General features: G+C 67.8%; 16 protein-coding genes. 14 read left to right on the forward strand and 2 right to left on the reverse strand.

Annotated features, from left to right (window positions below; all coding sequences use genetic code 11):
- Window positions 1–5: 5 nt before the first annotated feature.
- From ACSQ86_RS10930 to ACSQ86_RS10980, 11 genes are all read left to right on the forward strand, one after another.
- Complete coding sequence (locus ACSQ86_RS10930) at window positions 6–881, forward strand: branched-chain amino acid ABC transporter permease (protein ID WP_214695567.1); 876 nt, start codon at window positions 6–8, stop codon at window positions 879–881.
- Complete coding sequence (locus tag ACSQ86_RS10935) at window positions 878–1,873, forward strand: branched-chain amino acid ABC transporter permease (RefSeq protein ID WP_436303637.1); 996 nt, start codon at window positions 878–880, stop codon at window positions 1,871–1,873. Before ACSQ86_RS10930 ends, ACSQ86_RS10935 begins: the two co-directional genes overlap by 4 nt.
- Window positions 1,870–2,655, forward strand: a complete 786-nt coding sequence (locus tag ACSQ86_RS10940; protein ID WP_436303638.1) for an ABC transporter ATP-binding protein — start codon at window positions 1,870–1,872, stop codon at window positions 2,653–2,655. Before ACSQ86_RS10935 ends, ACSQ86_RS10940 begins: the two co-directional genes overlap by 4 nt.
- Before the next feature lie 2 nt (window positions 2,656–2,657).
- A complete protein-coding gene (locus ACSQ86_RS10945; protein WP_214695574.1) occupies window positions 2,658–3,413 on the forward strand; it encodes an ABC transporter ATP-binding protein in 756 nt (251 codons plus the stop codon).
- Window positions 3,414–3,425: 12 nt separating this feature from the next.
- A complete protein-coding gene (locus ACSQ86_RS10950) occupies window positions 3,426–4,469 on the forward strand; it encodes a Gfo/Idh/MocA family protein (RefSeq protein ID WP_436303639.1) in 1,044 nt (347 codons plus the stop codon).
- On the forward strand, window positions 4,466–5,302 hold the full coding sequence (locus tag ACSQ86_RS10955; protein ID WP_093109400.1) for a shikimate dehydrogenase family protein: 837 nt from the start codon (window positions 4,466–4,468) through the stop codon (window positions 5,300–5,302). Before ACSQ86_RS10950 ends, ACSQ86_RS10955 begins: the two co-directional genes overlap by 4 nt.
- Before the next feature lie 13 nt (window positions 5,303–5,315).
- Window positions 5,316–6,527, forward strand: a complete 1,212-nt coding sequence (gene pcaB, locus ACSQ86_RS10960; RefSeq protein ID WP_436308846.1) for a 3-carboxy-cis,cis-muconate cycloisomerase — start codon at window positions 5,316–5,318, stop codon at window positions 6,525–6,527.
- On the forward strand, window positions 6,524–6,937 hold the full coding sequence (locus ACSQ86_RS10965; protein ID WP_093109398.1) for a carboxymuconolactone decarboxylase family protein: 414 nt from the start codon (window positions 6,524–6,526) through the stop codon (window positions 6,935–6,937). Before pcaB ends, ACSQ86_RS10965 begins: the two co-directional genes overlap by 4 nt.
- The gene (locus ACSQ86_RS10970; protein ID WP_436303641.1) at window positions 6,934–7,698 is read left to right on the forward strand and encodes an alpha/beta fold hydrolase; all 765 of its coding nucleotides are present in this window, start codon (window positions 6,934–6,936) and stop codon (window positions 7,696–7,698) included. The genes ACSQ86_RS10965 and ACSQ86_RS10970 overlap by 4 nt, the downstream gene beginning before the upstream one ends.
- Before the next feature lie 16 nt (window positions 7,699–7,714).
- A complete protein-coding gene (locus ACSQ86_RS10975) occupies window positions 7,715–8,389 on the forward strand; it encodes a DsbA family oxidoreductase (RefSeq protein WP_093109396.1) in 675 nt (224 codons plus the stop codon).
- 101 nt (window positions 8,390–8,490) lie between these two features.
- Window positions 8,491–9,330 (forward strand): isocitrate lyase/PEP mutase family protein, encoded by an 840-nt coding sequence (locus ACSQ86_RS10980; RefSeq protein WP_436303642.1) that lies wholly within the window; start codon window positions 8,491–8,493, stop codon window positions 9,328–9,330.
- On the opposite strand, the gene ACSQ86_RS10985 is transcribed toward ACSQ86_RS10980, so the two are convergent.
- Window positions 9,325–10,191 (reverse strand): LysR substrate-binding domain-containing protein, encoded by an 867-nt coding sequence (locus tag ACSQ86_RS10985; RefSeq protein ID WP_436303643.1) that lies wholly within the window; start codon window positions 10,189–10,191, stop codon window positions 9,325–9,327. The two genes, ACSQ86_RS10980 and ACSQ86_RS10985, sit on opposite strands and share 6 nt — an antisense overlap.
- 66 nt (window positions 10,192–10,257) lie before the next feature.
- Between ACSQ86_RS10985 and ACSQ86_RS10990 the strand changes: the two genes are divergently transcribed.
- The 3 genes from ACSQ86_RS10990 to ACSQ86_RS11000 all read left to right on the forward strand — a co-directional run bounded on the left by ACSQ86_RS10990 (window position 10,258) and on the right by ACSQ86_RS11000 (window position 13,066).
- Entirely contained in the window at window positions 10,258–11,448 is a 1,191-nt protein-coding gene (locus ACSQ86_RS10990; RefSeq protein ID WP_436303645.1) for a YbfB/YjiJ family MFS transporter, read from the forward strand.
- A 16-nt stretch (window positions 11,449–11,464) separates the two neighbouring features.
- Window positions 11,465–12,058, forward strand: a complete 594-nt coding sequence (locus ACSQ86_RS10995) for a carboxymuconolactone decarboxylase family protein (RefSeq protein WP_436303646.1) — start codon at window positions 11,465–11,467, stop codon at window positions 12,056–12,058.
- Between the two features lie 114 nt (window positions 12,059–12,172).
- Window positions 12,173–13,066, forward strand: coding sequence for an amino acid ABC transporter substrate-binding protein (locus tag ACSQ86_RS11000; RefSeq protein WP_436295186.1), 894 nt, complete (start codon window positions 12,173–12,175; stop codon window positions 13,064–13,066).
- A gap of 25 nt (window positions 13,067–13,091) precedes the next feature.
- On the opposite strand, the gene ACSQ86_RS11005 is transcribed toward ACSQ86_RS11000, so the two are convergent.
- A complete protein-coding gene (locus ACSQ86_RS11005; protein WP_436306283.1) occupies window positions 13,092–13,997 on the reverse strand; it encodes a LysR family transcriptional regulator in 906 nt (301 codons plus the stop codon).
- Window positions 13,998–14,047 lie beyond the last annotated feature (50 nt).

Consider the following 14,047-nt stretch of genomic DNA (forward strand, 5'->3'; position numbering starts at 1 on the left):
CCACCATGACGGACTTCATCCAGCTCTTCTTGAGCGGGCTGGCCACCGGCAGCATCTATGCGCTGGCTGCGCTGGGCTTCACGTTGCTGTGGCAGGCCAGCGGCACCATCAACTTCGCGCAGGGCGAGTTCGTGATGCTGCCGGCCTTCGCGATGCTCGCCTTCATGTCCTTCGGCGCACCACTCTCGCTGAGTTTCGTGCTGACGATCGTGGTGGCGGTGTTCGTGCTGGGCTGGCTCTTCAAGCGCGGCCTGGTCGATCCGCTGTTCAAGTTCGGGATGATGCCGATCGTGGTGGCCACCATCGGCCTGTCGATCGCGCTGCGCAACGGCGTGCGCGCCGGCTACAGCGCCGAGGCCCATCCGTTCCCCAGCCTCTTCGCCGACAAGCTCTTCAACGTGGCGGGGGTCACCGTCACGATGGCCGACCTCGGCACCTTCGGGCTGGCGGTGGCGATCGTGCTGGCCACGCAGGCCTTCATCTCGAAGACCGTGACCGGCCGCGCGATGCAGGCCGTGGCGCAGAACACCGAGAGCGCGAGCGTGCTGGGCATCAACGTGCCGCGCATGATCTTCTACACCTTCGCCATCAATGCGGCGCTGGCGGTGGCGGCGGCGCTCTTGGTCACACCCACCTACCTCGCCAAGTTCGACATGGGCGAGGGCCTGGGCACCAAGGCCTTCTTCGCGGCCATCATCGGCGGCTTCAACAACTCGCGCGGCGCGCTGCTCGGCGGCCTGATCGTCGGCGTGGCGGAGAACCTGGCCTCGGCCTACATCTCGCCGGCCTACAAGGACGCGGTGGCGCTGGTCATCTTCATGGTCGTGATCCTGTTCAAGCCGCAAGGCCTGCTGGGCAAGAAAGAGGAGCGCAAGGTATGAAGAAGATGCACCTCGCGCTGATCGCCGTGGCTGCGGCCGCGCTGCTGATCGCGCCCAACTTCCTCAAGAACTACGGCATCTACCTGCTGAGCTACTGGCTGGTGTTCATCATCGCCACCATGGGGCTCAACCTGACGGTGGGCTATGCGGGCCAGAAGTCGCTGGGCCATGCGGCCTTCTTCGGCATCGGCGCCTACACGGTGGCGATCCTCATGAAGGCCGGCATCAGCTTCTGGCTGGGCCTGCCTGCGGCGGCGCTGCTGTGCTTCGCGGTCGGCCTGGTGCTGGGCTTTCCGGCGCTGCGCGTGCAGGCGATCTACCTCGCCTTCGCCACGCTGGGCTTCAACACCGCGATCTGGCTCTTGATGCGCAACGAGGAGTGGCTGACCGGCGGCACCTTCGGCATCAACAACATCCCGCGGCCCGAGCTGGCCGGGCTGTCGCTGGAGGGCAACCTGGCCTACTACTACTTCGTGCTCGCCGTCGCCGTGCTGCTCGCGCTCCTGCTGTGGGGCCTCCTGCGCTCGCCCTGGGGCAAGGCCTTCACCGCGCTGCGCGACAACCCGATCCGCGCCGAGAGCCTGGGGATCAGCGTGCGCAGCTACACCTTGCTGAGCTTTGCCATCGGCGCCGCCTATGCGGGCATCGCCGGCGCGCTGTTCGCCTCGCTGGTGCAGTTCATCGAGCCGGCGCCCTTCACCGTGGCGGCCTCGATCATGATGTACCTGATGGTGGTGGTCGGCGGCCCCGGCTACTTCTGGGGGCCGGTGCTGGGCGCGGCCGTCGGCGTGATCGTGCCCGAGTGGCTGCGCGACGTGCCGGGCGTGGCCGACTGGTACCTGCCGCTGTTCGGCGCCGCCGTGGTGGTGCTGATGGTCTGGCTGCCGGACGGCCTGCTCTCGATCCCCGATCGGATCCGGGCACGCCGCGAAGCGCGCGAGGCCTCGGCCGCGCGCTCCGCTGCTGCCGCGAGCATGGGAGCTGCCACATGAACGCCGTGCTTGCGGAAGCTATCGTGCCGGAGCAGCAAGTGGTGCCGGTTCTTCGCGTGACCGATCTCAGCAAGGCCTACGGCGCCATCCAGGCCGTCGGCGGCGTGAGCTTCGAGGTGCGCCCCGGCGAGATCTTCGGCGTGATCGGTCCCAACGGCTCGGGCAAGACCACGCTGTTCAACAGCATGCTGGGCCAGATCGCACCCGATGCCGGCCGCATCGAACTCAAGGGCGAGGACGTCACAAAGCTGGGTCCGCTCGAGCTCAACCGGCGCGGCGTCGGCCGCACCTTCCAGACGCTGCAGGTGTTCGGCAAGATGACGGTGCGCGAGAACCTGATCGTCGCGGCGCAGGAACACCAGGGCAGCATGTTCAGCCGCATGTTCGCGCCCGGCGACTCGGGCCTGGGGCCGAAGGCCGACGCGCTGATCGACCAGTTCCGCATCCGCCACGTCGCGAACAAGAAGGCCGGCACGCTCTCCTACGGCCAGCAGAAGCTGGTGGACATCGGCATGGCCTTCATGAGCGAGCCCGACCTGGTGCTGCTCGACGAGCCGTGCGCAGGCGTCAATCCCAGCCTGGTCGGCGGACTCTCGACCCTGCTGAAGGACCTGAATCGCACGCGCCGCGGCAGCTTCGTCGTGATCGAGCACAACATGGACTTCGTGATGGACCTGTGCCACCGCATCATGGTGATGGTCGAGGGCAAGGTCATGGCGATCGGCACGCCGGCCGAGATCCGCGCCAACAAGCAGGTGCTCGACGCCTATCTCGGGAATTGATCATGACCACCACCGACACCTGCATCGAATTCGACAACGTGCTGGCGGGCTACAAGGATTTCATGATCCTCAACAACCTGTCCTTCAAGGCCAGGCGCGGCAAGATCACGCTGCTGCTCGGGCCCAACGGCGCGGGCAAGTCGACCGTGCTCAAGACGCTGTTCGGCCTGCTCAAGGTGCGCAACGGGCGGGTCCTGCTCGATGGCGAAGACATCACCGGCGCCAGTCCCAAAGACCTGCTGGTGAAGCACGGCATTGCCTTCGTGCCGCAGGGGCGCAATCTGTTCGGCCAGTTGACGGCCTATGAGAACCTCGAGCTCGGCGGCATCACGCTGGGCATGAAGACCACGCACGAGCGCATTCCCGAAGTGCTCGAGCTCTTCCCGCGCGTGAAGGAGCGCATGAACAGCGCGGCTTCTTCGCTCTCCGGTGGCGAGCAGAAGCAGCTCGAGGTCGGCCGTGCGCTGCTGCTGCGGCCCAAGGTGCTCTTGATCGACGAACCCTCGATCGGCCTGTCGCCGATGGTGGTGCAGGACGTGTTCAGGCTGTTGCGCAAGCTTGCCGACCAGGGCACCACGGTGCTGATGGTCGAGCAGAACGTGAAGAGCGCGCTGAAGATGGCCGACGAGGCCATCGCGCTCGAATCGGGCCGGCTGGTGCTGCACAAGCCGGCCTCCGAACTGCTGGCCGATCCGAACATCGAACGCCTGTTCCTCGGCGGCGCGCATGCCGCCGCGGCGCCGGCCGCCACGGTCTGAGGAGAGGGAGCGATGGACAGGAAGCTGCGCCTCGCGATCGCCGGCGCCGGCCTGATCGGCCGGGCGCATTGGATGCGCATGGTCGCGAACAGCGCCTGCGAATTGATCGGCTTTGCCGACCCGTTCCCGAGCGCGACTGCGCTGGCGGCCGAGGCCGGCGTGCCGCTGTACCCGGACCTGGAAGCGCTGCTGGCCGCGGCGCGGCCCGACGGCGTGGTCCTGGCCACGCCGAACGCGCTGCATGTGCCCGGTGCACTGGCCTGCGTAGCGGCCGGCGTGCCGGCGCTGGTCGAGAAGCCGGTGGCCGATTCCGTGGCGGAAGCCGAGCGGCTGGCCGCGGCGGTGGAAGCCTCCAACGTGCCGGTGCTGGTGGGCCATCACCGGCGCCACAGCGCCGTTCTCGAAGCCGCGCGCGAGACCATCGCCGGCGGCCGCCTCGGCAAGCTGGTGGCCGTGACGGCCAGCGCCACCTTCCACAAGCCCGACGACTACTTCGAGACCGCCTGGCGCCGGCAGAAAGGCGGCGGGCCGATCCTGATCAACCTGGTGCACGAGATCGACAACCTGCGCGCGCTGGTGGGCGAGATCGTCGAGGTGCAGGCCTTCGCTTCCCATGCGGCGCGCGGCTTCGAGGTGGAGGACACGGTCGCTATCAACCTGCGCTTCGCCAACGGCGCGCTCGGGACCTTCATGCTGTCGGATGCTGCGGCCAGTCCGCGCAGCTGGGAGCAGACCTCGGGCGAGAACAAGGCCTACGACCGCCATGCGGACCAGGACTGCTACATCATCGCCGGCACGCACGGCTCGCTGCAGGTGCCCACCCTGCGCGTGCTCGAGTACACGGGCGCGGCCTCGTGGTTCAGCCCGATGGTACGCAGCAGGGTCGACATGCAAGAGACCGATCCGCTCGCGCGCCAGCTCGCTCATTTCTGCGCCGTGGTGCGGCGCGAAGTGCCGCCCCGTGTCACCGTGCGCGATGCCATGCGCACGCTGGCTGTCACCCTTGCGGTCGCCGAGGCCGCGCATACCGGCCTTCGGGTCGCAATCCCATCATGACGATTTCCGGAAAGACCACCCTCATCGCCCACCTCGGTTATCCGACCGAGAGCTTCAAGGCGCCGATGATCTACAACCCCTGGTTCGAACAGCAGGGCATCGACGCGGTGGTGGTGCCGATGGGCATCAAGGCCGAGGACTATGCGGCCGCCTTCGCGTCGCTGTTCCGGCTCACCAACATCCGCGGCGCGCTCGTCACCATGCCGCACAAGATCACGACCATGGACCTGGTTGACGAACTGACGCCGGCCGCCAGGATCGCAGGCGCCTGCAACGCGGTGCTGAAGCGCGCCGACGGCACGCTCGTGGGCGACCAGTTCGACGGCGCCGGCTTCGTGCGCGGCGTGCTGCGCAAGGGCCGCGCGCTCGAAGGCGCGCGCGTGCTGGTGTCGGGCTGCGGCGGCGTGGGCTCGGCGATCGCCGCCTCGCTGGCCGCGGCCGGCGTCGCGCAGCTTTCGCTCTTCGACGCCAACGCGGCGTCGGCAAAGGCCCTCGCGGGCCGGCTCACCACGCACTACTCGAAACTGGGCGTCGCCACCGGCTCCAGCGACCCCGCCGGCTACGACGTGGTGGTCAATGCCACGCCGCTCGGCATGAAGGAGAGCGATCCGCTACCCTTCGACGTCGATCGCATCGCGCCGTCCACCTTCGTCGGCGAGGTCGTGATGAAATCCGAGTACACCCCGCTGCTGCGGGCCGCACGCGACAAGGGCTGCGCGGTCCAGGTCGGCACCGACATGCTGTTCGAAATGATCCCTGCGTACCTCGAATTCTTCGGCTTCGGCACCGCGACGCCGGAAGACCTGCGGGCCGTGGCGCAGATCGCCTATTGAGCGCCTATCTGCCATGAGCATCTTCGAAGGCTTCCTCTCCACATCCGAAACCCTGGCCGCATTCAGCGACCACAACTTCGTCGGCGCGATGCTGCGCTTCGAGGCCGCGCTCGCGCGCGCGCAGGCAGCCGAGGGCCTCATTCCCGAATCGGCAGCGCATTCGATCGCCGGCAGCTGCAAGGTCGAGCTGTTCGATGTCGCCAAGATCGTGCGCGACAGCGGCCGCGCCGGCAGTGTGGCGATCCCGCTGGTCAAGAGCCTCAAGGAGGCGGTGGGTTTGTTCAATGCCGAGGCAGTGCCCTTCGTGCATTTCGGCAGCACCAGCCAGGACGTGATCGACAGCGCGATGGCGCTGGTCACGCGCGAGGCGGTGGCGTTGGTCGAGGCCGACCTGGTCAAGGCGGCCCAGGCGCTGCTTGCGCATGCCAAGCGGCATGCCGCGACGCCGATCCTCGCGCGCACGCTGATGCAGCCGGCCTCGGTCACGAGCTTCGGGCTCAAGTGCGCCGGCTGGGCCGCGCCGCTGGTGCGCAGCCGCGCGCGGCTGGCCGAGGCGGCGCGCCGCGCGCTGCAGCTGCAGCTCGGCGGGGCCGTGGGCACGCTGGCGCAGATGAAGGGGCACGGGCCGGCGGTGCGGCAGCGCATGGCCGAGGAGCTGGGCCTGGGCGACCCGGGCGCGACCTGGCACACCCAGCGCGACGAATGGATCGCGCTCGGCTGCGAGCTGGGCCTCATGGTCGGCAGCCTCGGCAAGATCGCGAAGGACATCGCGCTCATGGGCCAGTACGAAGTCGGCGAACTGGCCGAGCCCAGCGAGCCCGGACGCGGCGGCTCCTCGGCGATGCCGCACAAGCGCAACCCGGTGGCTTCGATGGTGGCGCTGGCGGCCGCGCAGCGCGCGCCGCAGCGCGTGGCCGCCTTGCTGGCCGCGATGCCGCAGGAGCACGAGCGCGCGCTCGGCGCCTGGCAGGCCGAGCTGGGCGAATGGCCCCAGTTGCTGATGTCCGCCCACGGCAGCGTGCGCGCGCTGGCCGGCGCCTTGCCCGGCCTGCAGATCGATGCCGCGCGCATGCGTGCCAACATCGACCGCTTGCGCGCGGAACTTCCGCGCGAAGCCGCAGACGAATGGTTTGATCCGGCGCTCGCCGAGCCGGCCGGCACGATCGCGCTGGCGCAGGTCAAGGCCTTGCAAACTCAACTCGACACACGAAACACCGCACGATGACTTCACCCGACTACGAAGCCGGTCTTCTCAACCGCCGCCGCATCCTCGGCGATGCCTGGGTCGACAAGTCGCTGGCCAACCGCAATGCCTTCAACAGCGAGTTCCAGGAACTGATCACGCGACATGCGTGGAACGACATCTGGGGCCGCCCGGCATTGGGCGACAAGACGCGCCGCTTCATGGTGCTGTCGATGATGCTGGGCATCCACGCGTACGAAGAATTTGCGATGCACGTGCGCGCCGCGCTCGACGGCCCGCCCGAATCGCGGCTTTCGCCCGAGGAGATCAAGGAAGTGATCATGATGGCCGCCATCTATTGCGGCGTGCCGGTGGCCAACCACGCCTTCGGCATCGCCACCGGCATCCTGCGCGAGAAAGGCCTGCTCGAAGAGCCCAAAGGAAATCCATGACCCGTTTGAATGTCATTCGCGAGGGCGAAGGCCCGATCGTCGTGCTGAGCCATGCGCTGGGTTGCGACCTGCACATGTGGGACGAGGCGGCCGCGGTGCTGGCCCGTGCCCACACCGTGCTGCGCTACGACCACCGCAACCATGGCGGCTCGGAAGTGGTGCCCGGTGCGTTCAGCCTGCAGGCGCTGGCCGATGACGCGGCGGCCCTGATCGAGCGCGAAGCCGAGGGCGAGCCGGTGCACTTCGTCGGCCTCTCGATGGGCGGCATGACCGCGCAGGCGCTGGCGCCGAAATATCCGCAGCTGCTGAAGAGCATCGTGATCGCCAATTCGTCGGCGCACTACCCCGACCAGGCGCCCTGGCGCACGCGCGTCGAGACCGTGCAGGCCCAGGGCGTGGCCGCAATCGCGCCCGGCGCCCTGGCGCGCTGGCTCACGCCGGCGTACGTGGCCACGCCGGAAGGCACCGAGGCCGCGCGCCGCCTGAACGACACGCTGGTCGGCACCGACGCCGCCGGCTACATCGCGAGCTGCGACGCGGTGAGCGCGATCGATTTCCGCGAGAGCAACCGTGCGTTCACCACGCCCACGCTGGTGATCGCCGGCCTGCGCGACGAGGCGACGCCGCTCGCGATGTCCGAGGCGATGGTTGCCGCCATTCCCGGCGCGCGCCTCGCCACCATCGACGCCGCGCACCTGAGCGCGGTCGAGCGGCCGGTGGAATTCAGCCAGTTGCTGATCGATTTCTGGCGCAGCCTCTGACAGAAAAGGAACATCCATGACCGCCCGCCTCAAGATCGATTTCGTCTCCGACGTGTCCTGCCCCTGGTGCGCCGTCGGCCTCGGTGCCCTCGAAGCCGCGCTCGAACGTGTGGCGCCCGAGATCAGCGCCGAACTGCACTTCCAGCCCTTCGAACTCAATCCGCACATGCCGCGCGAAGGCCAGGACGCCTTCGAGCACCTGAACCAGAAATACGGCTCTTCGCGCGAGCAGCAGGCGCAGGCGCGCGAAGCGATCCGTGCCCGCGGCGCGGCGGTGGGCTTCAAGTTCCGCGAAGAAGGCCGCTCGCGCGTCTACAACACCTTCGACGCGCACCGCCTGCTGCACTGGGCCGAGCTCGAGGACGGGGCCAAGCAGGTGGCGCTCAAGAAGGCGCTGCTCAAGGCCTGCCACACCGACGGCGAGAACCCCTCCGACCCCGAGCTGCTGGTGCGCCTGGCCGCCGAAGCCGGCCTCGACCCGCAACGGGCGCGTGCCATTCTCGGGAGCGACGAATACGCAGCGGAAACCCGCGAGCGCGAGCGCCTCTACACCGATGCCGGCATCCACTCGGTGCCCGCCATCATCATCAACAACAGGCACCTCATCTCGGGCGGCCAGCCGGTGGAAGTGTTCGAGCGCGCACTGCGGCAGATCGCCGGTGCCGAGCCGGCCGCCACCGCCCTGGCCTGAGCGCCGCGCGGCCGATTCGCTCGCGGAAAAGGAAAGGTGATGGATGGCGAACAGCAGTTTTTTCCAAGTTCGCAGCGCGTGTCGTCTCTAAGCTCGCCCTCATGCAATCCATCGAAGCCCGGAAGCGGGCAGAAACTTTTTATCGACTGCACGCCGGCCCGGGCGCGCTGACCCTGGTGAATGCGTGGGACGCCGTCAGCGCCCATGTTGTCGAGCGTGCCGGCGCGCGGGCCATCGGCACCACGAGCGCCGGCATGGCCTGGTCGCTCGGCCATGCGGATGGCGAGCAGATGCCTGCCGGCGAACTGATCGCCGCTTGCGCACGCATCTGCCGCGTGGCCAGCGTTCCGGTCAGCGTCGACATCGAGCGCGGCTTCGGTCGCAGCACCGAAGAAGTATGTGCCGTGGTTCGCGCATTGATCGACATGGGCGTCGTCGGCGTGAACATCGAGGACGGCGTGCTTCCCGGGACGCAACGCCTGGCGCCCCCGGAAATCCTGTGCGAACGCATCGACGCGCTGCGCAAGACGGCCGCGCAGATGGAAGCGCAGTTGTTCATCAATGCGCGCACCGACACCTACTTTGTCGCCAATGACGATGCGGCGGCGCGCTACGAAGACACCGTGCGTCGGGCGCAGCGGTACGCCGCGGCGGGTGCCGACGGCATCTTCGTGCCCGGGATGGATCGCGCCGAGGAAGTGGCGCGCTTCGTGCGCGCTGTTTCCTTGCCGGTGAATGTCTACGCGGGCTACGCCGGGGCGCTTCCCGTGGACGCGGCCACGCGCGCCGGTGCGCGGCGCGTCAGCCTGGGCTGCGGTCCCTTGCAGGCTGCGCTCGCCTTGCTTCGCCGCGTTGCCGCCGAGGCATTCGACGAAGGGCGTCATGACGCGATGAGCGCAGACATGCTCTCGGCGCGCGAAGTCAACGGACTCTTTTCATAGGCTTTTCTGCAGCATGCCGATCAGCCGCGCCAGCGCCATGGACGGCGTGCCGCGCCAGACCAGGTGGGTGCGGCTGGTCCGGATGCGTTCGGGCAGCGCGTGCTGGCGCACGTCGGCCGTCGCGCGCAGGGCCTTGAGCACCGAGACCGGCACGATGGCGAAACCCGTGCCCGCGGCCACGCAGGCGATCATGGCCTGGTAGGAGGAGAACTCCAGCGAACGGACCGGCGTGACGCCGCCCTTGCCCAGCCACTGCTCGAGCAGGCGGCGGTACGAGCAGCCTTGCGCGAACGCGATCAGCGTGGCGCCGGCGAGGTCGCCCGGTCGCGTGACGGAGGCCACGCTGCGCGCGGTGACCAGCACCAGTTCTTCCTCGAATACCGACATCGTCTCGAACCCCGGCGCGGAGAAAGGCTCGGACACGAAGGCCGCTTCGACCTCGAAGGCGTTCACCCGTTTCAGCAGCGCGCCCGTGGTACCGGTGACCAGCTCGACCACCACGCCCGGGTAGAGCTTGTGGAAGCGCGAGAGCACCGGCGCGAGCCGGCTGCCGGCCGTGCTTTCGAGCGAACCCAGCTTGAAGGTGCCCAAGGGCAGGTCGCTGCGCAGCTCGCTCTCCGCCTCGTCGGCCAGGCGCAGCAGGCGGTCGGCATAGGGCAGCAGCTTGTGGCCGGCGGGCGCCAGCGCGAGCGAGCGGCCCTGGCGCAGGAACAGCTTGTGGCCCAGCCGCTCTTCGAGCTGCTGGATGCGGGTCGTGATGTTGGACTGCACGCGGTTGAGCTTGCCCGCCGCGCGGATCACGCCGCCCTCGGCCACCACGGTGCGAAAAATCTCCAGGGAGTCCAGGTCGATCGTTCTCATATGAAGAATGATTGTTCTCGATAATTCATTTGTGGAGCATCCGCATTCTGCGTCTAATAGCGACCCATGTCGAACCCTTTGATCACCGCACCGCAACCGTCTTTCATCGCGGTCTGCACCGCGGGCCTGCTCGCGCTGGCGATGGCGATGGGCATCGGGCGCTTCGCCTTCACGCCCATGCTGCCGCTGATGATCCGCGCCGGCAGCGCCGACGTGGCAGCCGGCGGCTGGCTCGCCGCGGCCAACTACGCGGGCTACCTGCTGGGTGCGCTCACCACTGCGCGCGTCCCGCTGTCGCCGCAGCGCGTTGGACTGCTGGCGCTGGCCGCGATTGCGCTGTCGACCGCGGCCATGGGCTGGACCGGCTCGCTCGCGCTCTGGCTGTTGCTGCGCTTCATCGCCGGCGTGGCGAGTGCCTGGGCGCTGGTGAGCACCAGCGTCTGGTGCCTGGTCTGGCTGGCGCGTTTCGATCGGCCCGCAGGTCCCGGCCTGCTGTATGCCGGGGTCGGCGCCGGCATCGCAGCGGCCGGTCTCTATTGCTGGCGTGCGGGTACGGCCGGCCTGGCACCCGATGCGCTGTGGCTGCAGCTCGGCGCGCTGGCGCTGGTGGGCCTGCTCGCGGTGGCAGCGCTGATGCCGCGCGGCGCGATCGTATCGGCAGCGCCCGCGAATGCTGCCGCAACGGCACCGGCCGGCGGCGTCTCATGGGGCCTGGTGATCTGCTACGGCATCCTCGGTTTCGGCTACATCCTGCCGGCCACCTTTCTGCCGGTGCTGGCGCGCGCGGTGGTCGACGATCCGGCCGTCTTTGGCGCCGCCTGGCCGGTGTTCGGCGCGGCGGCCGCAGTGTCGACGCTGCTCGCCAGCGTGGTGCTGGCGCAGGTTGCGCGCCGCCACGTGCTGGCCGGGAGCCACGCATTGATGGCGCTGGGCTGCCTGCTGCCGGTGCTGCACCTGTCGGCCTTCACGGTGCTGCTGGCCGCGCTGCTGGTGGGCGGCACCTTCATGGTCGCGACCATGGCCGGGATGCAGGAGGCGAGGGCGCGCACCGTGGGCGATCCGACGCGCGCGCTGGGCCGCATGACAGCGGCCTTCGCCATCGGCCAGATGGCCGGGCCGGTGCTCTCGTCCGCACTGAGCGGCAGCGCGCAAGGCTTCGGCGGCCTCTTCAGCGCGCTGGCCGTGGGTGCCGTGGCGCTGCTCGGAAGCGCATGGTGGCTGCTTCGCGCGCGCATGATCCCCGTCTCTCTCCATTGAAGAAAGGAATCCCTCCATGTTCGAACAAGGCCATACCCGTCCCTGGGCCGAGCGCCTGCCGATGCCGGCGGCCGACGCGATGTCGCAGGCGCAGCGCGCCGCCGCCCAGGCGCTGATCGATGGTCCGCGCAAGGCGGTCTTCGGTCCCTTCATCCCCTTGCTGCAAAGCCCGGTGCTGATGGAGCGCATCGGCAGCCTCGGGGAGTACCTGCGCTTCGACAGCCAACTCGATGCGCGCGTGCGCGAGCTCGTGACCTGCGCGGTCGCGCGCCACGTGGGCAACCAGTTCGAGTGGGTGCTGCATGCGACGGCGGCGGTCAAGGCCGGTGTCAGTGCCGAGGCCATCGAAGCGCTGCGCCTCGGCCGGCGCGCGGCACCGTTGGCGCAGGACGAGCAGCTCGCGCTCGATCTCGCGCTGGAGCTGCTGCACCACCACGGCGTGAGCGAGCCGACCTACGCCGCGGCCGAGGCCCGCTTCGGCAAGCAGGCGGTGGTCGAACTCAGCGCGCTGGTGGGCTATTTCACGATGGTCTGCTGGGTGATGAACGTGGCGCACACGCCGGTCAAGGGGGCCGAGGGGCAGCCGGGGCTGGAGGCCTTTCCGCTCTAGTCCTTGCCGCCATTGATCACTTTATGGCCTTCAAGTCGATGAAAATAAATCGCTTTTAGAAACGGGTGCTCGCTTCGAGAATTTGCGCCAACGCAACCTTCCCGAAAGCTCCCGATGAAATTTCGACTCTCATTGACCTTGGGCCTGAGCGCCGCGCTGCTGTGTTCCACCGCGCTGGCTCAAAGCGACACGCTGAGCAAGATCAAGGCGAATGGAAGCATTTCGATCGGTGGCCGCGACAGCCAGATCCCGTTCTCTTACAAGCCCGCCGGCGGCGGCGATCCGGTCGGCTTCACCAACGACATCTGCCTGAAGATCGTGGATGCGGTCAAGGCCAGGCTCGGCATGCCCAACCTGGAGGTGCGCTACACGATCCTGACCTCGACCAACCGCATCCCGCTCTTGACCAACGGCACCGTCGACCTCGACTGCGCGACCACCACGAACACGGTCCAGCGCCAGCAGCAGGTGGCCTTCGCCCCGAGTCATTTCGTCACCAGCATCACGGCCGCGGTGAAGAAGGACTCCGGCATCAATTCGCTGGCCGAGCTGAATGGCAAGACGGTCTCGACAGTCGCAGGCAGCACCGGCGTCCAGCTTCTGCGCGCCTATCGCAAGTCCGGGAACATCGAGGTCCAGGAAGTGGCCGCGAAGGACACGGCGGATGGATTCCTGCTCCTCGCATCCGACCGCGCGGCCGCCTACATCCTCGACGACGTGCAACTGGCAGGCCTGATCGCCACGTCGCCGAAGCCGGGCGACTTCAAGATCCTCACGGCGGAGTCGCTGCGCCAGGAACCCTACGGCATCATGTACCGCAAGGACGACCCGCAGTTCAAGGAACTGGTGGACAAGACGGTGACCGACCTGATGAAGTCGGGCGCCATCGAGCAGATCTATGCCAAGTGGTTCATGAAGCCGATCCCTCCGACCAATGCGAACCTGAATTTCCCGATGACCGAGGCGGTGAAAGAGGTCTACAAGAACCCCAACAACAAGGGCGTGTGAGACGACGGCTCGTGCGTGGCCGGTGTCATCCCTTGACGGCCTGAAACATCCGGGTGAAGTCGCAGCACGACTGGGCCAGCATGATGATCGATGCCAGCAGCGAACTCCGGTGCTCGCCCTTGTACATCGCGACGTAGGTGACGGGCGGCAGGGCGGGCGTCACCTTGATCAGCGCAAGCGACCCTTCTTCCAGCATCTGGCTGACCGCTTCCTTCGGCAGGTAGCTCACGCCCAGGCCGGATATCGTCAATCCGATCAAGGCCACCAGGTTGTGGATGACGATGGGGTTCGAAGGCTGGACGCCCAGATCCTTCATCCAGCTGTCGTAGAGCAGACCCGTCCCGGATTTCACGCCCTGGATCAGCATGCGGTGGCTCGCCAGTTCGTGCAGGCGGATCGCCTTGCTGCTCTTGACGAGGCCCGGCTTGCACATCCAGGCACTCTCGACCTTGCCGATCGCCTTCTTGGGAATCCGCGTATCGACGAATGCATCGGGCACGACGATCAGGTCCAGTTCGTCTGCCAGCACCTTCTCGCGCAGGTTGACGCTGCTGTCCACGTCCGGCTCGAGGGTGACCTTGGGGTAGTGCTCCTGGATCAGCTCGACCCAGCGCGGCAGCCAGGTCATCGCCGTGAGTTCGGTGACGCCGATGCGAACGCGGCGTTCGATCACGTCGACCCGGCTGAACTGCTCGACCGCGGCATCGCGCTGATCGAGCAGCTTCTTGGCCAGCACGAACATCTCCTCGCCCTTGTCGGTGAGACGCGCGGAACGCTGGCTGCGATCGAACAGCTCGGTGTCGAACACCATCTCGAGTTCGTGGACCCGCTTGGACACCGCCGACTGCGAGGTGTGCAGCTTGTGGGCGGCCAGCGCGAAGCTGCCCAGTTCGCCGATCCAGTACAGAGCCTCAAGCTGCTTGAAAGTCATCATCATCGAGGCCTCTTTTTCTCATCGAATCGTATCGAAAAATATCGCTT

Source organism: Variovorax sp. LjRoot130 (assembly GCF_964253755.1).
Lineage (GTDB): Bacteria > Pseudomonadota > Gammaproteobacteria > Burkholderiales > Burkholderiaceae_C > Variovorax.